Raw genomic sequence first — 19,332 nt, forward strand, 5'->3', positions numbered from 1 at the left:
GCATACATCATAAAAGGCTTTAAACTTTAAGCGATAATTTTTCTACAGTTCCTTAAAGGAGCAGGTAGTATTGCTATACGAGAGAATGGGAACATCGTTTGCAGAAGCAGTAAGGATTTTTGCAAAACAGAGTGTTGAGGAGATAGCCATGCCGTTTACCATGCATTTGACGACCAAGGAGAAGAAGCGGACATTGGGACTTGCCAATGGGAAGTATGCGATTCCAGATGATATAGATGAGTGTAATTTTGACATAGCAGAGATGTTTGGAGTGGAGGGATGATGGGGATATTACTGGATCGCATATTGCTTTATGGGCGGTTGCTGATAGTGGAAAACTTTCCGAAGAAGTGACTCGGATGCTTGAAGCAGAAAAGAATGAAATATACCACAGTGTCGCCTCTGTTTGGGAAATTGCGATTAAGCATCATATAAAGCCGGAACAAATGCCCATACCGGAAGAGGAGTTTGTTGAATTATGTGATGAGACAGGATTTGTTCTTCTGCCAGTGGAGACAAGGCATATATTTATGGTAAAGACATTAGTAAGGCCGGCAGATGCGCCGAAGCACAATGATTCGTTTGACAGGATTCTGCTGGCACAGGTCCGGCATCCATAACGGATGGCGATTTTGACAAGTTCAGGACATCGTTGAAGGAGGTTTTATCGTTCATCAAGTATTCGCAGGATGAAGACAGGCTTGAAGAAATGCAATAGAGAAGATGAAACAGAATGCGGCAAAAAAGCAAGGATATCCAACCTGCTTTTGGATGATTAGATTATGGCATATCCGAATGTACGTATCAGGGAAGATGATGCTTTGTGGGATGCGTTCAATAGGATTGTGGAATTCGGGGAAGCTGAGAAATTCATCTTTGTACTGGGCGAGTGGGACTTTATGTTCCTGCTGAAGGTGTAATAGCTTCAATTGCTGCAGAGGCTGCAAATGATGAGATTATTATGAATCGAAAGGAGGCATCGATGTGACCAGAGCTGATAATGTATTGAATATGCAGATAACCATTGCCAACTGCATGAAGCAGGAATGGGGTGTTGATTACGGTATTGTCAGCGACCTTTTGGATGAATACGACCTGCTATCTTATATTGATATCTGTTATGAGGAATACAATACCATGGGGATAAAGGGGATATTGCAGGATTTGAAATCGTATATGGATGCAGCAAAGGGGGCTGTCTGAAAATGAGGGATTTGTATCATGGCACAGTATACGATATAGATGAAATCGATGTGACGAAGGGGAAAGGATATAAGGATTTCGGAAAGGGCTTTTATGCCACATCGATAAGAAGCCATGCGGATAATATTGCCAGGAGGAATAAGCGCATTCTGGAAGAAAAGGAAGCGAGGATGCAGAAAAAGGGTTCTAAATACCGGGCGAAAGTCTACCAGGCATACCGGTATAATTTGGAATTTGATGACAGCTGTATCGACAATCCAGAGGGTTTAAATGTAAAGGTGTTCATAAAAGCGGACAGGGAATGGGTACGTTTCATATTGATGAATAGAGGTTCTGATAATAGTGCCCATGATTTTGATATTGTGATTGGCCCGACAGCAGATGAAAATACTGTGACGGTAATCAACTCTTACAAGGATGAATTAGAGGAGACGGATTATGCGGATGAAGTGCTGGATGCTTTGATAAAGGAACTGGAACCTGAAAATCTGCCGAAGCAGTACTTTTTTGGAACGAGACAGGCACTCAGTAAGCTCCATTTTAAGAATGTCAGGAGGGAAATCGTAGGATGAAGCCATCAAGCGTCAATATCAATAAGTCAATACAGGCCATATCCTTTTATCTGGTGCGCCGTTTGAGCAAAGAGGAAAACTGTTCCAGTGAGGAAGCATTGAAGGAACTGCTGAAGACCATGACTTATGAACTGCTGCAGGATAAGGAGTCCTGTTTATATGCGGAATCGCCTGAATATGTATGGAGCATGCTTAAGGACGAGAAAGAGGGCGACATGGAATCATGGCTGGCAATATGAGGAGGCATAAATGTGACAGCGCGATTTGCGCTGTGCAAATGGGGTAAAAAAGGGGTGCTCTCAATTTCACAGAGGGGTAAAGCAAAAGGAAGAAACGCTATTTTCCAGGCATCCCAGCGCGCCCATAGCAACAACCTCTACAGCAACTGGCTCAATTACTACGTCTATCAGATGACGCCCTACGAGTTGAAGAAAGGCGGGAGGATACAGTAAATATACGGTTTCCCCTGGGAGTAAAATCCTGGGGGATTTTTCTTGCGTTCTACACGGATTTGAGACAAGAAAGCGGCACATTTCGGGTGGGCTGCCTGTGCTGCCTGTATAAAAGGCTTGTAGGTATGGGAATTGTAGGCTATAATTATGATGAGGACGCTGAATAAAGTAAGCGTGTCACGATGTTCAGTCATGTAGAGGGGGGATGGTATGGTTCAGGAAGAAATAGTATATCAGAATAAGGATATCACCAGCAAGGTGCTTGCCGAGTGCTTCAAAGGGAAGACGTTCAAGGTATATGGTCTTGATCTGCCGGAAATCAGACGGGTCCTGCCGACCAACTTACCGACGGTCAAAGCAAACGAGCTCCGCCTGGACAATCTTTTTGAGCTGGCAGACGGCACTGTCGCCATAGTGGACTATGAAAGCGAATATATACTGCATAACGCTGAATGCTGCCTAATGTAATCATGCGATTGAACCAGTCAGCGTTATGCAGTCTGGTTTCACGGCAAGTGAAATCGTTAAGCAGTATAAAAAGGAAGATAAGATAAAATACCTGAATTATCTGACAGGGATAGCCAACCGCTACGCAAAGGAAAACCAGGATTGCCCGGTGCTGCGGATGGTTGTGATATATACAGGGGACATTAAGAGAGGGCAGACGTCCGACCGATATGACATCGGAGCGGTCAGGGTGAAGCTGGAACAGGCATTCCTCTCAGAACTTGATTCCCATGAGATTTTCCGGCATTTGAAGGAAAAGGTGGAAAGGAATGAACTGTTGGATGATGAGGAGATGATGGAGCTTATCATACAACCCTTGTCTTACCGGAAACGGGAAGAGAAAGAAGCGCAGATTCGAGAGACGGTCAAACTGGCGGCACAGATTCAGGACAGAGGGCAGCAGCTTTTCGCGTTATCCGGGATACTGGTCTTTGCGGATAAGGTAATCGACATGGAGACGGCGAATATAATAAGGAGGGCGATTGAGATGACGCAGGTGGCGAGGATATTTGAGGAAGAGAAGCGGCAGGCATTGTCGCAGGCAGAAAAAAGCATAAAGAAGAAAAAGAGCGGAATGCAAGGCAGATTGTAATCAGAATGATTAAGAAGAACTATCCAACGGAAGAAATCGTTTCCCTAGTGTCAAGCTTTTCCCAGGATGACATAGAGGCGCTTCGGAAAGAGGTTGAGAGGGCAGAGTTATAAGGAAGAAAACCATGAATGTACTATATGCAGTCGGGCAGGGGAGGAGGGAGAGCGCAGTCTCCCCCGAATCCGGCCCGGACATTCTGCCTGCCCGGCAAAAGGGTCCATGTCTATTCCTTCACAGCCCTGGTGGCATACTCCTCCAGCAGCTCCACATACCTGTAATAGCGGTCTAAGGGGCAGTCCGGCGGCGTCTGGTGGTCCACGCTGGGGATGAACCCGCCGGTCTTCATCACGGGCAGCAGCCTCTCGAACTCCCCGCGCATGGCTTCCATGCTCCGGCGCATGGTCATCTTGTCGAATGCGCCGATGAAGAGGAAATCCGGATAGGCCTCCCGTAGCGCCGCCACGTCCACGCCCGCCTGGCGCTCCAGGGGCAGGACGCCCTCTATCCCTGCCTTTCGCAGCCAGGGAATCATCTTCGTCACATCGCCGTCCGAATCGATGATGACCTTGGTGCCCCGCTCCCGTATGGCGGGGATGACTTTGCGGTAATAGGGGGCAAGGAATTCGTTGAAGCAGTCCTCCGATATCATAGGGCCGTTGTTGTAGCTCATGTCCTCTGCAAAGGTCATGAAATCCGGCGTGACGATCTCATAAATCCTGTCCAGCTGCCGCAGCTGATAAGCGGCCAGGTCGTCCAGCATGCGGTGGTACAGCTCCGGATAGTCATAGAAGGAGTACAGATGGTTCTCGATGCCGAACAGGGTGCGGGGGAACCAGAACCCGCCGTCCAGGGAGAACCAGATGGGAAAATCCCCGGCCTCATGGCCGCCCTTCAGATTCTTCATGGCCTGGAGCTGACTGTCTATGCCGTCCTCCGGATAGAGGCAGGGCAGGAGATTTTCGTAATCCTGCTCATCCTCCATGATCGGGCCCCCGTTGAAGGCCGGTTGGGGGCAGTCCGCCGTCCTGTGGGGGAGCCAGAACTGCACATGCCTGTCCAGTCCCAGGGCAGGTGCCAGCCCATCCCAGGGAATCTCGGCCGAAAGCCCCTGGCTGTGCCAGGCGTCCAATGTCCTGTCCCACCAGGAGGCCCATTCTATCATGGGGAGCCGGTCGTCCGGCCTTTCGAAATGAAGCGTCGCCAGAACGCGTTCTCGATTTTTCATATTTTTATATTCTCCTTTCCGATTTTCTGCCTCTGGCGTCCGATAGGAGGCAATATCTGCCGACAGAGGCCTGCCATGTTGATAAAGATATTTTACCATATATCATAGGCCGGGTAAATGTGGCCCGGTTGTCTTTCGGGTACATGCAGAAGGCAACAGAACCATACAGTGGTATATGAGGCTTTTGTGGAGGGACAGGCCGATTTCGGGGATTTCTTTGGGCAGATTCCACATTTCCGGCATATGGTTCTGTGCTTTCTTTGGGAAAACCGAAAATATCCCTTTTTTTGTCCTGGAAAGTATGGTACAATTCCTTTATTAAATAGAACGAAAGGAGAGGGTTGGCAATGGACTCATACAAATATTATCTTGCGATAGACATCGGCGCATCCAGCGGCCGCCATATCCTGGCCCATCTGGAGGAGGGAAGGATGGTGCTGGAGGAGGTGCACCGCTTCCCCAACGGGATGGTGGAGAAGGACGGCGAGCATGTCTGGGACGTGGACGAGCTGTTCCGGCAGATCAAGCTGGGCCTTAAGAAATGCGCGCAGCTCGGCAAAATTCCGGTCAGCGTGGGCGTGGACACCTGGGGGGTGGACTTCGTGCTGCTGGACGGGGACGGCGCGCGCATCGGGAACGCGGTGGCTTACCGGGACGGGCGCACCAGAGGGATGGACGAGGAGGTATACAAAATCATCCCAGAGGACGAGCTGTATGCCCGCACCGGCATCCAGAAAGCCATTTTCAACACGATTTATCAGCTCATGGCCCTGAAGGTGAAAAAGCCGGAGCATTTGGAAAAAGCCCACACCATGCTGCTGATGCCGGATTATTTCCATTACATGCTCTCCGGCGTGGCGGCCACGGAGTACACAGAGGCCACCACAGGGCAGCTTGTGAGCCCCGAGACCAAGGACTGGGACATGGAGCTGATCGAGAGGCTGGGATACCCGAAGCGGATTTTCCAGCGGATGGTGACGCCCGGCACCGTGCTGGGAGAGCTGACCGCGGAAGTACAGGCCGAGGTAGGATTCAACTGCAAGGTCGTGGAGCCTGCCACCCATGACACAGGCTCCGCGGTGATAGCGGTTCCCACGGACAGCGACGACGCGCTGTACATCAGCTCCGGCACATGGTCCCTCATGGGGACGGAGCTCATGGAGGCCAACTGCTCTCCCGAGAGCAAGGCCAATAACCTGACCAATGAGGGCGGCTACGGTTACCGTTTCCGCTACCTGAAGAACATCATGGGGCTGTGGATGATTCAGTCCGTGAAGAAGGAGATTGGCGGGAATCTGGGCTTCGGCGAGATTTGCGAGATGGCATCCAAATGCAGCATCCCCTCCATCGTGGACTGCAATGACGACCGTTTCCTGGCTCCGGCCAACATGACAGAGGAAGTGCAGGCAGCCTGCAGGGAATCCGGGCAGCAGGTGCCGGAAGGCCTGGCCCAGGTGGCATCCGTCATCTACAACAGCCTGGCCCGGTGCTATGCGGAGACGATTAGGCAGATAGAGGGCATTACCGGCAGGAAGTACGATAAGATACATATCGTGGGCGGCGGCTCCAATGCGGAGTATCTGAACAGGCTGACAGCGGCGGCTACGGGCATCCCGGTGTATGCGGGACCCACGGAGGCTACCGCAATCGGCAATATCGCAGCCCAGATGATGGCCACAGGGGAGCTGGCGGACCTGAAAGCAGCCAGGGCCTGTGTGTTCCGGTCCTTCTCCATCACCACATATCAGCCTTAACGGCCGTGTTTTGCCACCGCAGGAAAGGCCATATCAGAGAGGCAGGCGGTCTGCGGCGATTGCGGGGCCTGCCAAGGCCGTGGGGAGGTATGGGATGGGAAAGGCAGGGGCGTTTGGCATTCCGGCCGGCGGAGGTGCAAAGAGGGGCCCCGGAAAGCGGGCAGGGCCAGGCATCCTGCCTGAGGAGACGCATTTCAGACAGAGGATATACAGGATATAAATGAAGAAAAGCATTCATGAAGAAAAGCATTCATGAAGGAAAGCATTCATGAGGAAAGGAAGACAGAGGATATGACAGCAAAGGAAAGATTTGAGTCCGCAAAAGAGATTTACGCCTCCTACGGCGTGGACGTGGAGGCAGCCATCGAGAAGTGCATGGAGGCTCCCGTGGCGCTCCACTGCTGGCAGGGAGACGATGTCACCGGCTTCGACCACGACGGCCCCCTGACAGGCGGCATCCAGACCACCGGCAATTATCCCGGAAAGGCCAAGACACCGGAGGAGCTGATGCAGGACATGGACAAGGCCCTGAGCCTGATGCCCGGTAAGAAGAAGCTGAATCTCCATGCCTGCTATGCCATTTTCGAGCCCGGCGAGTTCGTGGACAGGGATAGGATTGAGCCGAAGCATTTCGCCAAGTGGGTGGCGTTCGCAAAGGAGAGGAACATGGGCATCGACTTCAACCCCACGTTCTTCTCCCATGACAAGGTGAAGGACGGCCTGACCCTCTCCAGCCCTGACGAGGGAACCAGGAAGTTCTGGATCGACCATGGCAAGGCATGTATCCGCATCTCCCAGTATTTCGCGGAGGAGACAGGGATGCCCTGTGTCATGAACATCTGGACAGGCGACGGCTATAAGGATATCCCCGCAGACCGCATGGGCCCCAGAATGAGATACAAGGAGGCCATCGAGGAAATCCTGTCCGAGCCTTTTGACAGGGACAAGGTGAAGCCCTGTGTAGAATCCAAGGTGTTCGGCATCGGCGTGGAGGCGTATACGGTGGGAAGCGCCGAGTTCACCCTGAGCTTCGCGGCCACCCACGAGGGCTGCCTGCCTCTGATGGACAACGGACATTACCACCCTACCGAGGTGGTGTCGGACAAGATTCCCGCGCTGCTGTGCTTCTATCCGGAGATTGCCCTGCATATCACAAGGCCCATCCGCTGGGACAGCGACCATGTGGTGCTCTTTGACGACGAGACGAAAGAGATGGCCAAGGAGATTGTCAGATGCGACGGCCTGGACAGGGTGTACATGGCGCTGGACTACTTCGATGCCAGCATCAACCGCGTATCCGCCTGGGCCATGGGCTTCCGCAGCTGGCAGAAGGCATTGCTGACGGCTATGTGCACGCCCAATGAGGCGCTTAAGAAGCTCCAGGACGAGAACCGCATGACGGAGCTGATGGTGGAGCAGGAGGCGGTGAAGACCCTGCCCTTCGGCGATGTGTGGAACGAATACTGCCAGCGCTGCGGCGTGCCGTCGGACAGGGAGTTCTATGCTGAGGTGAAGAAGTATGAGGACGAGGTGCAGCTGAAGAGAAATGCATGACGCGGATCCTGTCGGATGAAGTCCTGCCGCCTGGGATGGCATTGCTGCCAGGCGGCAGGGCGGGGAGCGCGAAGAGAGAAGATTTTCTGTGGCCGGGGTGCCAGTGCTTTTGACCCCCGGCTGTTTTGGCGGACTGCGGTTTGCGCTGCCCGCGGGCTTGTGGGCCGGGAGCGGCAGGTTTCGATCCGGCTGCGGGTACGCGGGGAGCTTTTAGGAGACTGACCGGCGCGTGGGCTGTGACAGATAGAAGGATAGAGAGGATTTGAGCGAAAAGAAGAGATATGGCCTGAGACGGGTCTGGATGATGCTGTTCGGCATCCTGCTGATTGGCATGTGCGTGGCCTCCTACCGTATGAGCGGCTTCGGGGTGGACGCCTTTTCCTGTATGAACCTGGGGGTCAGCGGATTTTTGGGGATGAGCTTCGGGAACTGGCAGCTGATCGTGAACGCGGCGCTGCTGGCGGTGGTGTGGCTGACCATGCGGCGCTGCATCGGCCTGGGGACGATTGTGAATATGGTCTGCGTGGGATATGCGGCGGATTTCCTCTGCTGGCTGTGCCTGGACCGGCTGGGGATGCCCGTGACGCTGCCGGTGCGGATCCTGCTGCTGGCCCTGGGGACGCTGTTCGCCTCTCTGGGCTGCGCGTTCTATATGACGGCAGACATGGGGATTTCCCCCTATGACAGCGTGGCGCTGATTATCACCAAGTACACGAGAGAAAGGATTTCCTTCCGCCTGGCCAGGGTGCTGTCGGATGTGACGGTGATCGTGGTAGGGGTGGTTTTCTGCCTCATGTCCCATGGCAGCATCTGGGCCATCGTGGGCCTGGGCACCATTGTCAACGCCTGCTGCAACGGGCCCCTGATCCAGTTTTTCCGGGAGCGGATTTCGAAGCTTGCGGAAAAAGAGGGAAAAATCGATTGACAATTTCCGTGTCCTCCTGTAGAATCTGTCTTCAACTGGAATTTGTGCTGCAGGTTCAGTCAGGAGGACATTATGAATATTGAGCATTTGAGGGAAAACAGGATTGATATCGCAGTGGTTTCCGGTGACGAGACAGTGGTTGTGGATGTACAGTCGGCCCTGGATCTGGCGATGACTGTGAAGTATGAGACAGGCGCGGAGAGGATCGTGATTGATAAGGCCGTGATATGCGGGGATTTCTTCATCCTCAGCACGGGCATGGCTGGCGAGATTCTCCAGAAATTCATGAATTATCATGTGAAGGTGGCGGTTTTCGGGGACTATTCCCATTATACCAGAAAGGCATCTCTCCGGAGGAGCTTTTCTTCTGCGTATTTTTGGATGGGCCGGGGCCTGGCACAGGCAGAGCCGGGGCCTAGTACCTCGATGCCATGAATCCTTGAGCAATCAGCTCTGGCTGTCCACCCCGGTACTGCGTTATCGTCAGTGGACGATGCCCCCGCATCGCCTCCTTCCTCCGCCTTGTTCTGGCGCGGACATCAAGCACCGATTACGCGGGAATTCATGCACCGGTGTACTGGAGGGAAGTGGGAACCGTGGCAGCTGCCGATGAGATTCTGTGCATCAGATAAAAAGGCTCCTGTGATATTCTGTGTGTCAGGGTGGATGAAATTTCGAAGGAAAGTTTCTGATACACCGAGATAGCCCGCCGGTTGAAAGCGGCCACAGTGAGGCGAAGGGCTGCCGGAGGGAACATGAGCCCTGCGTAATCCATGCCCGCCGCCAGGAACGCCGCGCCCCGGCCCTGCCCGCACAGCCATGGCGCCATGCCCAGCCCGATGTCCAGAAAGCCCTCCGGGTAGGCATCCGCCTCCACTGTGGGAATCCGGGCGGCGGCCCCGAAGCAGAAAAAGCCTGCCAGCCTGCCGTCTTTGTCCGTACAGGCGCGATAATCCCCGCCTGTGAGCTCCGCAAGGGTGTCGCCGTCCGGCTGAAAGCTGTAGACGGCGTATGGGCCCTCGTATGTCCAGGTGGAGATTTCGCGGGCGTGTTCCATTGTCATTGGATGGATATGGTAAGTGTCATTCATGGTATCGGCAGTTTTTCCTGTGTTCTGTATAAATCTCGCCCATTCCCTGACTTCCGTTCCGAATTCATAAAATGTATCCCGTCCGGCAGGGATAACGACAACGCAGTATATTTTATGGCAGGCCGGAAATCCGGAGAACCAGATTCCTGTAAATGCGGACAGAAATCTCGTCATCAAAGGTGTACTGATTCGTCCCTGATTCGTCTTCGAAATCATAGACCGTAACGGTTTTGGTCATGGGGTTTACGATCCAATATTCCCTCACACCTGCCGTGCGGTATTTATACTGCTTAACGATTTCACTTGCCGTGAAACCAGACTGCATAACGCTGGCTGATTCAATCGCATGATTACATTAGGCAGGATTCAGCGTTATGCAGTATAAAAAGCTTGATGCCGTAATCTCTGTGGGAATCCGACGGGGACACAATCTCGATTATCCAGTCCGGGGCACCCTTGCAGCCGTATTCATCAAGTTTATCCTTGTCGCAGATTACGGAAATATCTGGCTCCACATAATTTTTGTCATCCGCGTTCAGGAACACGGCAAAAGGGGCGGCAAAGACTTCACATGAGCCTTTTTCTGATTTGACATACTGGTAGATAGCGGCATGCAGGGCACTGGATATTCTCCGGTGTATCGTCCTTGGCGGGGCCATCATGTACATCTGCCCGTCTATCAGTTCTGCCCGCTGCCCCTCCGGCAGTGCATATATGTCATCGATGGTATAGGTCCTTTCCTGTGACAATGCCATTGGCCCACCTCCTGTTCCGGACTCGGAATGTATATGCAGCGATTAAATCTTACCAAAAACCGGATAAACGGCATGAATGGCTGTGCTATGCGGCTGGCAAGAATTAAATGCCGTTTATATAGATTCCGCCCGATTGTGCAGAAAAGCCGCAAACCATTGATTTTACTGAAAAATCTACGATTTGCGACCTTTTGCATGAAATGGAAGCAAAGGGGCTCGAACCCTTGGCCTCCCGCTAGTCAGGCGAGCGCTCATCCCAGCTGAGCTATGCTTCCATCCCTTTTACTATATCACAGATCAGAGGAAAAGGGAAGAGGGAATTTTATTTTTTACAAAGATTTTTTACCGATTTTTTACAACCGGTTTTTTACAAAACGCTGTATAGACGTTCCGTTGCGTGCATGCAGCGTGTCTGCCAGGTTTGCGGAAACCTGCTTCGCCGCTGGCTGCGCCCTGCTTTCCGGCCAGCCGGCGGCTCGCGGTTTGGCAAACGCCCTACCCCAAAATATCCATCTGCTTATACTCCTCCAGCCGCTGCCGGTAGGTATCCCAGTCAAGGCCGGAGCAGACGAACCGACAGTCGTCCCAGATGCGGGAAAGCTCCGCCTGCACCTGGGGAATGTCCCCGGGATCGCTGCCTGTGGTGCGGACATAGTAATCCGGCAGCATGGAACAGCCGTTCATGAAGCTCTCCGTCCCATCGGGCTCCTCCCCGTTGCTCAGCGCGGCCAGCAGCCGCAGGTGGCTGTCTATGTAGCCGTTGATTTGGATATGCACGCCGAACATGCCGTTTAAGTCGAAGACCTGGAAGGGCGCCTTGCCGGGGACATCGATTTCGCCTCCTGCGTAGAAGGCCTCGGAATCTCCCAGCTCGTAGAGGGCATTACAGATGTCCATGAGCCTGCCGTATTCCTCCTGGGTGATGGGCTGCCGGAAGGACTGGAACATGAGGTCCACGGCATAGCCCAGCTGTCCCAGCACTTCGCAGCCGGGAAGCTTCCCCAGCCTGTCCCCCAGCTTCACCAGGCGGGCGATGGCCAGCAAATCCCAGAGCCTGATTTGGATATCCTCCATCTCTTCTGACTTGCCGGTGATTTCCTCGTAAATGTCATTGTACACCAAGGTGCCGTCCTCCAGGGTGCCGATGCGGTCGGAGCAGTCGTCCACCAGTTTCTCCCCCACCTTTTTATAGACTCTGTCATCGGCGCTGAAGATGGTGTCCGCCCGGTGCAGCCACAGCACGGCCTGGTACAGGTCCTTCTCGTCCATGGCGGCGACGCCCATGTCATAATAGGCCCTGGCAAGCCCCGCCCAATCGTGCTTCTGCTGGCAGATCTTCAACTGTTCCTCAGGATTTTTTGATTTTGACTTTGATAGCCCGAACATAATGTCTCGACTCCTTTGCGCATTGATTATTTTACTTCATTTTATAACATTCCGGAAACCATGGCAAGAAAATTTACAGACAAGGGGCGAAAAATATGCTATCATGGTAGGAAAGTACAGGAGGTATGGACCATGATTCATTTTGAGAAGATAACGGAAGACAATTTCAAGGCAATCGTAGAGATGAAGCGCCCGGACGGCGAGAGGTTCGTGGCATCCAATGCCTATTCCCTGGCCCAGGCGTGGCTGTACAGGGAGAGCGGTGATGTCTATCCCTTTGCGATTTACAGTGAAGGCGAGCCTGTGGGCTTCATGATGCTGGACGAGGATCTGGAGGAGAGGTGCCTGGTCATATGGCGGATTATGTTTCCCGTGGAGCACCAGAACAGGGGCTACGGCACCCAGGCCGTCCGGGAAATCGTCCGGCTGGCGGGGGAGTCGGGGAAGTATGATTTCCTGATTCTGGATTATGCGCCGGAGAACGAAATCGCCAGGCATGTGTACGAGAAGCTGGGCTTTCAGCCCACAGGGGAAATCAACAATGGGGAGATCGAGATGAGGCTGGATTTGTAAGGGTCTGGAGACTGACAGGGGACGGGCGTGATAATATCCCTCAAAGCGGGCTGACAGGGACATGCTGATGCCATAAACGAGGCATATGCGAAAGCTGATAACGTCCCTCAAGGCGGGCTGAGAGGGACGGAATGGAGAGGATGAGGGATGCTGCAGATTGCCATATGTGACGATGAGGCTGCCCAGTGCTCCTTATTGGAATCCTATGTGAGGGAGTGGGAAAGGCTGCGGCGGCAGGAGGCGGACATTGCGCTTGTGGGGAACGGGGAGCAGCTCCTGTTCCACTGGGAGGAGAGGCGCAGGGACATCCTGCTCCTGGACATCGATATGCCGGGCGTTGACGGCCTTTCCCTGGCCAGGAGGCTCCGGGGCCGGGGAGAGGATGTGCAGATCGTCTTCGTGACCGGGCTGGCGGAGTATGCGCTGGAGGGCTATGATGTGGAGGCGGTGTCCTATCTGATCAAGCCGGTGGAAAAGGAGAGGCTTTTCGCCTGCCTGGACAGGGCTTTCCAAAGGTGCGGCCTGGAGGCGCCTGCGCTGCTTTTAGACACGCCGGGCGGGACGGCCAGGGTGCGGGTCAGGGATATCTGCTATCTGGAGAGCGATGCCCATGACACCTGGGTGCACTGCGCCGGGGGGAAAGGGCCTGTCCGGTGCAGGGTGGGAATCCGCCAGCTGGAGGAGCGCCTGGAGCGGCAGGGAGGCTTTTTCAAGATTCACCGGTCCTATCTGGTGAACCTGGCCTATGTGAACCGGATTGAGAAGAAGGAGGCCGTGATGGACAGCGGGGAGGTGCTGCCGGTGGCAAGGAACCGGTGGGAGGCGCTGAACCGGGCCTATCTGGACTATTACCGCGGCAGATGGGAAGAGGGAGGCTGACGAGGCGGAAAGCTGCCCGACAGTGGAAGACTGCGCGGCGGAAGGGCAGGGGTAAACCGGGAGAGCATCCTGCGCTGTCGGAGGAGATAAGGAAAAGGGCAGGTGCAGCCGGAAGGGGAGGGGTGGGGATACCGGCATCGCCGGAGGACGGAAGGGGGAGCGGCACAGCCCGGGAAATGCGGGAAAGGAGCTTTGAGGCAGGTGGAGACGCTGGATTTCTGGGAGATTTCCCGGGGAATCTTTGGGATTCTGTGGCTGGTTTTATACTGGTACTATATAGGGCAGGTGGGGAACATAGAGAAAGGATTGGGGAAGCGGATGCTGGGCTTCGGCCTGGCGGCGGGGTGCCTGGCGCTTTCCGCCTGGATTCCGCCCTGGCTGGCATGGCTTCTGGTGACGGGGGTGCTGTTCCTGTACAGCCTTTTCTTTGACGGGGAGCCCTTTGGACGGCAGTGGTGGCGGGTGCTGCTGCCGGGGCTGCTGCTGGCGGGCTGCGCCCTGGTGCCCCGGGCATTAGGGCTTTGGAGCGCAGGCTTCGGGGACAGCCCAGTGGAGACTGCGGCAGCAGCGGCATTTCTCTGCAATGGTCCCATCCTTTTTGCCTTTCTGCTCCTGTTTTCCGGAAAGCGCCAGAGCCTGCGGCTATGGAACGGGATTCTGACAGCGCTGTCATTTTTTGCCGTCACCCTGTTCCAGTGGCTTCTGTGCGGCACGGGCCGGATAGCGGTGGAGAGAAGCCTGCTGGGAACCCTGCTGTGGGGCAGCGCGGCCCTGGAGGCCCTGCTGTTTCTCACTGTGGAGGGCACGCTGTATTTTTATAAGAAGGGTTTCGAGTTCCGCACGGAGCAGTTCCGCAGCCGGCTGATGGAGCACAGCTACGGGGAGATCAGGGACATCTACATGGACGTGCGGGGCTGGCGGCACGATTACCACAACCACATGCAGGTGATGAAGGCGAAGCTGTCCCTGGGGGATCTGGATGGCATGGGGGCCTATCTGGACCAGCTGGAGAGGGAGCTGGATCGGGTGGACACTCTGGTGAAGTCCGGGAACCTGATGACGGACGCTATTTTAAACAGCAAGCTGACGCTGGCCAGGCGGAACAACATTCGGGTAAACTGCAGGGCGAAGCTTCCGGAACGGTTGCCCATGGAGGACGTGGATCTGTGCGTGATTCTGGGCAACCTCTTGGACAATGCCATCGAGGCCTGCCAGAAGGTGGAGGAGGACAGCCGTACCCTGCGTCTGTACATGGCGGTGAACAAGGGGCAGTTCTATCTGTCTTTGCAGAATTCCGCCCCGCAGGAGCCGGATTTCGATGCCAGGCATTACATCACCAGCAAGAGAGGGAACCACGGTTTAGGGATGAAGCGGGTGAAGGCTGCGGTGGACAAATACCAGGGCTACCTGAACCTGGCTAACGAGCCGGGGATATTTGCGGCGGAGGTGACCATGCCGCTTGCGGACTTTTCGTGAAAAAAACATGACATTTCGTGCAGGAATCCCCACAAAAGGGGATTCCTGTTTTAAAATGGGGAAAATGCAAAAAGCAATTCGACCCGGAAGAGACCGGGACGGGAAGTTGGGAGGAGGCAAAAACGGATGAAGAAAAAAGCGGATAAAACGAAACAGTATTCCCTGTGGGATAACTGTCGGTATGCCCTCCGCCAACTGCGGCAGAAGGAAGGGAATATGGGCATGGCCGTCTGCGGGGGCGACGTGGCCCTGGGGGTCCTGCTGCCCTTCCTGGAGGCGGCGCTGGCCGGGGCGGTGGCGGCCATCCTGACGAGCGGCAGACGTCCGGAGGCGATTCTTTTGCTGGTGGCGGGCTATGTGATTCTGCTGCAGACAGTCCGGTTCCTGCAGGGGCATCTGCGGAACCTGCGGTTTAAGACATTGTTCCTGCTGCGGATCGACATGGGGATGGATTTCTTCAGGAAGACCGTGTGGATGGACGGACAGAGCCTGGAGAGCGCCCAGGGACAGAAGAAGCGGAAGGATGCCGGTAGGAATCTGTACTCGGGGAACGGCCAGGGGATAGAGGCCTATACAAAAGCCTGGTGCGATCTGGTGATGCAGCTGATCGGCCTGGTCCTCTATGGTGCGATTGTGGGGCAGGTCAGCCTGATTCTGCTGGCCATATTGGTCATGCAGACCCTGCTGGTGTCATATCTCCACACAAAGGCGGGAAAGCGCGCCTATGCCATGGAAGATGAGATTGAGAAAAAATGGGGCATATTCCAGTATCTGCGGCGGGAGACCGTGGTTCCCGGCAATGGAAAGGACATCCGGATGTACCGGATGGACAAATGGTTCCTGGGGATGTTCCATGGGCTCATCGACAGGGTGTGCGCTCTGATAGACAGGCAGCAGACCGGGTACATGGCGGCTGGCATGGCGGAGAATCTGCTCACCTTTGCCAGGAGCATGGTGGTCTACGGGTGGCTCGTCCGGGAGATGGCAGCAGGAAATATGACGATACCGTCATTTCTGCTCTATGTGGGAATCGTGGCAGGATTTGGCGCATGGATGAACGGGTTGTTTGAGGCCTGGCGGCAGATTCTGGAGAATGAGAAGCTTATGGACGACTACCGGGACTTCATGGATTTCGGTGTGGTGGAGGAAGGAAGACAGGCGCCGGAGAGACTCGGGCGCACCCATGAGATTCGGTTCGAGCATGTGTGCTTCCGATATGAAGGCAGCGAGGAAGATACCATCCGGGATTTGAACCTGACCATCCGGCCGGGAGAGCGCCTGGCGCTGGTGGGGCCAAACGGCGCGGGCAAGACCACTCTCATCAAGCTCCTGTGCGGCCTCTACCGTCCTACCTCCGGCACTGTATATCTGGACGGAAGGGACATCCAGTCTCTGGACCAGAGGGCAGTCTTCCGGGAATTCGCTGTGGTGTTCCAGGACGTGTTCGCCTTCTCCTTCCCATTGGCGGACAATGTGTCTTGTGTGGACTGTGGGCGGGAGGATTCGGAAAGGCTTCGGGAGAGTCTGGAAAAGGCGGGGCTCTGGGAGCGGGTGCAGGCGTTGCCGAAGGGGGCGCAGACTTTCATGAACAAGGATTTGGACGAGGCGGGCGTGGCCCTGTCCGGGGGTGAGGTACAGAAGCTCATGCTGGCCAGGGCCCTCTACAAGGACGCTCCCATGGTCATTCTGGACGAGCCCACCGCTGCCCTTGACCCCATTGCGGAGAGCGAGATGTATGAAAGGTATAATGAGCTGGTTCAGGGGAGGACGGCTGTCTTTATCTCTCACAGGTTAAGTTCCACACGGTTCTGCGACAGGATTCTCTTCCTGGAGAATGGCCGCATCACGGAGGAGGGGACCCACGGGGAGCTGATGCAAAGGGGCGGGGCCTACGCGGAGCTCTTTTCCGTCCAGGCCAGGTATTATAAGGAACAAAAAACGGAATGCGCAGCGACACTATAAAGTCGCGAGAGCGCACGAGAGCAAATTTCATGAGCGCATTTCGAATGAAATTTGCTCTCCGAAAAGTGCGCCGAAGAGACTTTATCCTTCAGTGCCGTCGCGCAGCGACCAAAAATAAAAAACGGAATGCGCAGCGACACTATAAAGTCGCGATGGCGCACGAGAGCAAATTTCATGAGCGCACTTCGAATGAAATTTGCTCTCCGAAAAGTGCGCCGAAGAGACTTTATCCTTTAGTGCCGTCGCGCAGCGACTTTATTCAGAAAGGAAGGGCAGTATGCGTGAATTGAAATCTATCCATAAAATGGGGATTCGGCTGTTGAAGATGATACACAGGGAGGATTCCTCCGTCATCCCTCTGCATCTGCTGGATGTATGCCTTTCCCTGGCGCAGATCTACGCAGGGCTGTTCCTGACGGCGGGGCTGATCGATGCGCTGCTGGCGGGAGCGTACCGTGAGGCGGCATGGCAGGCCGTGGTCCTGCTGGGGGCCACCCTCCTGCTCGGCCTGGCCCAGCGTCTGCTCCAGAGGCGGTTCAAGAGCCTCGGGACGAGGATGTGGCTGATTTTCTATGTGTGGCTTCGGGAAAAGGTGTTCTCCATGGACTATGAGAGCATGGAGAAGCCGGAGGTGGCCGAGAAGATTCTGTTTTCGGAGCGCACTTCGGACATGTACGGAGGCCTTGACACCCTGCTGAACCACTATTGCAATATTCTGCGGGCGATTTTGAATATCCTGCTGTCGGTTTCCCTGGTGGTCCATCTGTGCCTGACAAGACCGGCGGGAGGCCTGGGCCTGGTGGGGAGCCTGGCGGGCCCGATTCCCTCCTTTGGGCTCTTTGCGGTATTGCTCGTGGGTATGTGCGCCTGCTCCTTCCGGGCTTTCACCAAATTTGCCGCAAGGCAGATGGAAATCTTCAACAGCCACACGGGAGTGGAGGAGAAGCTCACCTATTTGCTGAACAATGTGTACGACAATGAAAAGGTGGGAAAAATCATCCGTATCTACGGCATGGAGGAGATGATCCTGGAAAACACCGCTCAGGAAGAACGGGAGAGCAGAGCCTATTTCGAGAAGAGGTGCGATGTGAGGAACGCGGCAAACGACGCCAACAACCTGGTGAGCAGCGTCTTCGCTGTAGGCGCCTATCTGCTGGCGGCGCTGAAGGTGGTGGCAGGGGCCGTCACCGTGGGCGCGTTCACCCGGTATGTGGGGGCGCTGAACCAGTTCGGCTCCGCCTGCTTCTCCCTGATTTCCGAGCACGGGGAGCTTCAGAAGATCTGCACCACCATGACGGACTTCCTGGCCTTCCTGGACATGGAGAATCCCCACGCGTCGGGCAGCATCCCCGTGGAGAAGCGGGACGACGGGGAGTATGAGCTGGCTTTCGAGGACGTGAGCTTCCATTACCCCGGCAGCGAGAAGCTGGTGCTCAAAAACGTGAGCTTCAAGCTGCGCATCAAGGGAAAGCTGGCGGTGGTGGGCCGAAACGGCGCGGGCAAGACCACCTTCATCAAGCTCTTGTGCCGCCTCTACGAGCCCACGGAGGGGCGCATCACTTTGAACGGCACGGACATCCGCAAGTATGACGAGGAGGAATACCGCCGCATCTTCGGCGTGGTGTTCCAGGACTTCAAGCTCTTCGCTTTTCCTGTGTGGGAGAACGTGGCCGCGGGCTATGAGAGGCAGGACCACCGAATCTGGAAGGCCCTGGAGCAGGCGGACGCAGCCGACCTGGTGAGGAACATGGAGAACGGCCTGGACACCTGGCTATACAAGAGCGTGGAGGACGGCGTGGAGATTAGCGGCGGCGAAGCCCAGAAGCTGGCTTTGGCCAGGGCACTGTATAAAGACGCGCCCGTGGTCATCCTGGACGAGCCCACGGCGGCCCTGGATCCCAAGGCGGAGGCGGAGGTCTATGAGCGCTTCGGCCAGCTGGTGGAGGGCAGGACCAGCATCTACATCTCCCACCGGATGAGCAGCTGCCGGTTCTGCGATGAGATCATCGTATTCCAGGACGGACAGATTGTGGAGCGGGGCAGCCACGAGGAGCTCTTTGCCGCAGGGGGATGCTATGCACAGATGTGGAACGCCCAGGCGAAATATTACGCATGAGTTTCTTTCCAGGGGGAGAAGGCTGCGGCTTTCTCCCCCTTGGTAGCTTTCCGGGGAGAGCCACGTGATCCTCGGAGGACAGCGCCCAAATAGCTCTGGGAGCGTCACCTCCACCCAAAGGAGATTATGATTCCCCTGGCCTGACAGAGCTGCAGCAGGCCCTTTCCAATGTGTTCAACGCTGAGATTGAGTCCTATATAGCTTTTCAATACCGCATATCAGAGGGCTTTACAGTAAAGAAAATGATATGATAAAATGACATGTATACTGCATAACGCTGAATGCTGCCTAATGTAATCATGCGAATGAAC

Annotated in this window: 22 protein-coding genes, 1 tRNA gene and 1 pseudogene; 19 read left to right on the forward strand and 5 right to left on the reverse strand. The window is 55.1% G+C overall.

Features of this window, described 5'->3' with window-relative positions:
* Positions 1-70: 70 nt before the first annotated feature.
* From Q2B33_RS16890 to Q2B33_RS16930, 9 genes are all read left to right on the forward strand, one after another.
* Positions 71-283, forward strand: a complete 213-nt coding sequence (locus Q2B33_RS16890; protein WP_300569927.1) for a hypothetical protein — start codon at positions 71-73, stop codon at positions 281-283.
* Positions 267-620: a type II toxin-antitoxin system VapC family toxin gene (locus Q2B33_RS16895; protein WP_300569930.1), complete on the forward strand. Its 354-nt coding sequence runs from the start codon at positions 267-269 to the stop codon at positions 618-620. Before Q2B33_RS16890 ends, Q2B33_RS16895 begins: the two co-directional genes overlap by 17 nt.
* Before the next feature lie 162 nt (positions 621-782).
* Positions 783-920 (forward strand): hypothetical protein, encoded by a 138-nt coding sequence (locus Q2B33_RS16900; RefSeq protein ID WP_300569933.1) that lies wholly within the window; start codon positions 783-785, stop codon positions 918-920.
* A gap of 64 nt (positions 921-984) precedes the next feature.
* The gene (locus Q2B33_RS16905) at positions 985-1,203 is read left to right on the forward strand and encodes a DUF3791 domain-containing protein (RefSeq protein WP_300569936.1); all 219 of its coding nucleotides are present in this window, start codon (positions 985-987) and stop codon (positions 1,201-1,203) included.
* Between the two features lie 2 nt (positions 1,204-1,205).
* Positions 1,206-1,775, forward strand: coding sequence for a DUF3990 domain-containing protein (locus Q2B33_RS16910; protein ID WP_300569939.1), 570 nt, complete (start codon positions 1,206-1,208; stop codon positions 1,773-1,775).
* Positions 1,772-2,014, forward strand: a complete 243-nt coding sequence (locus tag Q2B33_RS16915) for a hypothetical protein (RefSeq protein ID WP_300569942.1) — start codon at positions 1,772-1,774, stop codon at positions 2,012-2,014. Before Q2B33_RS16910 ends, Q2B33_RS16915 begins: the two co-directional genes overlap by 4 nt.
* Positions 2,015-2,026: 12 nt before the next feature.
* The gene (locus Q2B33_RS24285) at positions 2,027-2,227 is read left to right on the forward strand and encodes a homoserine O-succinyltransferase (RefSeq protein WP_330687864.1); all 201 of its coding nucleotides are present in this window, start codon (positions 2,027-2,029) and stop codon (positions 2,225-2,227) included.
* Positions 2,228-2,437: 210 nt separating this feature from the next.
* Positions 2,438-2,695, forward strand: a complete 258-nt coding sequence (locus Q2B33_RS16925; protein WP_300569945.1) for a hypothetical protein — start codon at positions 2,438-2,440, stop codon at positions 2,693-2,695.
* A gap of 25 nt (positions 2,696-2,720) precedes the next feature.
* Positions 2,721-3,326, forward strand: coding sequence for a hypothetical protein (locus tag Q2B33_RS16930; RefSeq protein ID WP_300569948.1), 606 nt, complete (start codon positions 2,721-2,723; stop codon positions 3,324-3,326).
* A 223-nt stretch (positions 3,327-3,549) separates the two neighbouring features.
* Here the strand turns inward: Q2B33_RS16930 and Q2B33_RS16935 are convergent, their stop codons facing one another.
* The gene (locus tag Q2B33_RS16935; protein WP_300569951.1) at positions 3,550-4,551 is read right to left on the reverse strand and encodes a uroporphyrinogen decarboxylase family protein; all 1,002 of its coding nucleotides are present in this window, start codon (positions 4,549-4,551) and stop codon (positions 3,550-3,552) included.
* A 347-nt stretch (positions 4,552-4,898) separates the two neighbouring features.
* Here Q2B33_RS16935 and rhaB point away from each other — a divergent pair, with 347 nt between their 5' ends.
* The 5 genes from rhaB to Q2B33_RS16960 all read left to right on the forward strand — a co-directional run bounded on the left by rhaB (position 4,899) and on the right by Q2B33_RS16960 (position 9,219).
* Positions 4,899-6,305: a rhamnulokinase gene (gene rhaB, locus Q2B33_RS16940; protein WP_300569954.1), complete on the forward strand. Its 1,407-nt coding sequence runs from the start codon at positions 4,899-4,901 to the stop codon at positions 6,303-6,305.
* A 94-nt stretch (positions 6,306-6,399) separates the two neighbouring features.
* On the forward strand, positions 6,400-6,525 hold the full coding sequence (locus Q2B33_RS16945; protein ID WP_300784347.1) for a hypothetical protein: 126 nt from the start codon (positions 6,400-6,402) through the stop codon (positions 6,523-6,525).
* A gap of 71 nt (positions 6,526-6,596) precedes the next feature.
* Entirely contained in the window at positions 6,597-7,859 is a 1,263-nt protein-coding gene (locus Q2B33_RS16950) for an L-rhamnose isomerase (RefSeq protein WP_300569957.1), read from the forward strand.
* 262 nt (positions 7,860-8,121) lie between these two features.
* Positions 8,122-8,784, forward strand: coding sequence for a hypothetical protein (locus Q2B33_RS16955; RefSeq protein WP_330684850.1), 663 nt, complete (start codon positions 8,122-8,124; stop codon positions 8,782-8,784).
* Between the two features lie 72 nt (positions 8,785-8,856).
* Positions 8,857-9,219: a DUF4180 domain-containing protein gene (locus Q2B33_RS16960; RefSeq protein WP_300569960.1), complete on the forward strand. Its 363-nt coding sequence runs from the start codon at positions 8,857-8,859 to the stop codon at positions 9,217-9,219.
* 127 nt (positions 9,220-9,346) lie between these two features.
* Here Q2B33_RS16960 and Q2B33_RS16965 read toward each other — a convergent pair whose 3' ends face one another.
* The 4 genes and pseudogenes from Q2B33_RS16965 to Q2B33_RS16980 all read right to left on the reverse strand — a co-directional run bounded on the left by Q2B33_RS16965 (position 9,347) and on the right by Q2B33_RS16980 (position 12,015).
* Entirely contained in the window at positions 9,347-9,847 is a 501-nt protein-coding gene (locus Q2B33_RS16965) for a GNAT family N-acetyltransferase (protein ID WP_300786722.1), read from the reverse strand.
* A 139-nt stretch (positions 9,848-9,986) separates the two neighbouring features.
* Positions 9,987-10,629: pseudogene (locus Q2B33_RS24575) on the reverse strand (Uma2 family endonuclease).
* 201 nt (positions 10,630-10,830) lie between these two features.
* Positions 10,831-10,904 (reverse strand) — tRNA-Val (locus tag Q2B33_RS16975).
* Between the two features lie 220 nt (positions 10,905-11,124).
* Positions 11,125-12,015 (reverse strand): hypothetical protein, encoded by an 891-nt coding sequence (locus tag Q2B33_RS16980; RefSeq protein ID WP_300569964.1) that lies wholly within the window; start codon positions 12,013-12,015, stop codon positions 11,125-11,127.
* A 132-nt stretch (positions 12,016-12,147) separates the two neighbouring features.
* On the opposite strand from Q2B33_RS16980, the gene Q2B33_RS16985 reads away from it, so the two are divergent.
* From Q2B33_RS16985 to Q2B33_RS17005, 5 genes are all read left to right on the forward strand, one after another.
* Positions 12,148-12,588, forward strand: a complete 441-nt coding sequence (locus Q2B33_RS16985; RefSeq protein ID WP_296474522.1) for a GNAT family N-acetyltransferase — start codon at positions 12,148-12,150, stop codon at positions 12,586-12,588.
* Between the two features lie 147 nt (positions 12,589-12,735).
* Positions 12,736-13,467, forward strand: coding sequence for a LytTR family DNA-binding domain-containing protein (locus tag Q2B33_RS16990; RefSeq protein WP_300569969.1), 732 nt, complete (start codon positions 12,736-12,738; stop codon positions 13,465-13,467).
* Between the two features lie 102 nt (positions 13,468-13,569).
* Complete coding sequence (locus tag Q2B33_RS16995; protein WP_300569973.1) at positions 13,570-14,943, forward strand: sensor histidine kinase; 1,374 nt, start codon at positions 13,570-13,572, stop codon at positions 14,941-14,943.
* Between the two features lie 126 nt (positions 14,944-15,069).
* A complete protein-coding gene (locus Q2B33_RS17000) occupies positions 15,070-16,905 on the forward strand; it encodes an ABC transporter ATP-binding protein (protein ID WP_300569976.1) in 1,836 nt (611 codons plus the stop codon).
* A 277-nt stretch (positions 16,906-17,182) separates the two neighbouring features.
* Positions 17,183-19,021 carry an ABC transporter ATP-binding protein gene (locus tag Q2B33_RS17005; protein ID WP_300569979.1) on the forward strand — a complete coding sequence of 613 codons (1,839 nt, stop codon included), beginning with the start codon at positions 17,183-17,185 and terminating at the stop codon, positions 19,019-19,021.
* The last annotated feature ends 311 nt before the right edge of the window (positions 19,022-19,332 follow it).

This window comes from uncultured Acetatifactor sp. (genome assembly GCF_948601915.1).
Lineage (GTDB): Bacteria > Bacillota > Clostridia > Lachnospirales > Lachnospiraceae > Acetatifactor.

Coding starts and splice junctions, on each gene's coding strand:
- Q2B33_RS16950 (WP_300569957.1), top strand. CDS start 6,597: ATGACAGCAAAGGAAAGATTTGAGTCCGCAAAAGAGATTTACGCCTCC.
- rhaB (WP_300569954.1), top strand. CDS start 4,899: ATGGACTCATACAAATATTATCTTGCGATAGACATCGGCGCATCCAGC.
- Q2B33_RS16960 (WP_300569960.1), top strand. CDS start 8,857: ATGAATATTGAGCATTTGAGGGAAAACAGGATTGATATCGCAGTGGTT.
- Q2B33_RS17005 (WP_300569979.1), top strand. CDS start 17,183: ATGCGTGAATTGAAATCTATCCATAAAATGGGGATTCGGCTGTTGAAG.
- Q2B33_RS16965 (WP_300786722.1), bottom strand. CDS start 9,847: ATGACAATGGAACACGCCCGCGAAATCTCCACCTGGACATACGAGGGC.
- Q2B33_RS16935 (WP_300569951.1), bottom strand. CDS start 4,551: ATGAAAAATCGAGAACGCGTTCTGGCGACGCTTCATTTCGAAAGGCCG.
- Q2B33_RS16930 (WP_300569948.1), top strand. CDS start 2,721: ATGCAGTCTGGTTTCACGGCAAGTGAAATCGTTAAGCAGTATAAAAAG.
- Q2B33_RS16910 (WP_300569939.1), top strand. CDS start 1,206: ATGAGGGATTTGTATCATGGCACAGTATACGATATAGATGAAATCGAT.
- Q2B33_RS16915 (WP_300569942.1), top strand. CDS start 1,772: ATGAAGCCATCAAGCGTCAATATCAATAAGTCAATACAGGCCATATCC.
- Q2B33_RS16925 (WP_300569945.1), top strand. CDS start 2,438: ATGGTTCAGGAAGAAATAGTATATCAGAATAAGGATATCACCAGCAAG.
- Q2B33_RS16985 (WP_296474522.1), top strand. CDS start 12,148: ATGATTCATTTTGAGAAGATAACGGAAGACAATTTCAAGGCAATCGTA.
- Q2B33_RS17000 (WP_300569976.1), top strand. CDS start 15,070: ATGAAGAAAAAAGCGGATAAAACGAAACAGTATTCCCTGTGGGATAAC.
- Q2B33_RS16945 (WP_300784347.1), top strand. CDS start 6,400: ATGGGAAAGGCAGGGGCGTTTGGCATTCCGGCCGGCGGAGGTGCAAAG.
- Q2B33_RS16980 (WP_300569964.1), bottom strand. CDS start 12,015: ATGTTCGGGCTATCAAAGTCAAAATCAAAAAATCCTGAGGAACAGTTG.
- Q2B33_RS16900 (WP_300569933.1), top strand. CDS start 783: ATGGCATATCCGAATGTACGTATCAGGGAAGATGATGCTTTGTGGGAT.
- Q2B33_RS16990 (WP_300569969.1), top strand. CDS start 12,736: ATGCTGCAGATTGCCATATGTGACGATGAGGCTGCCCAGTGCTCCTTA.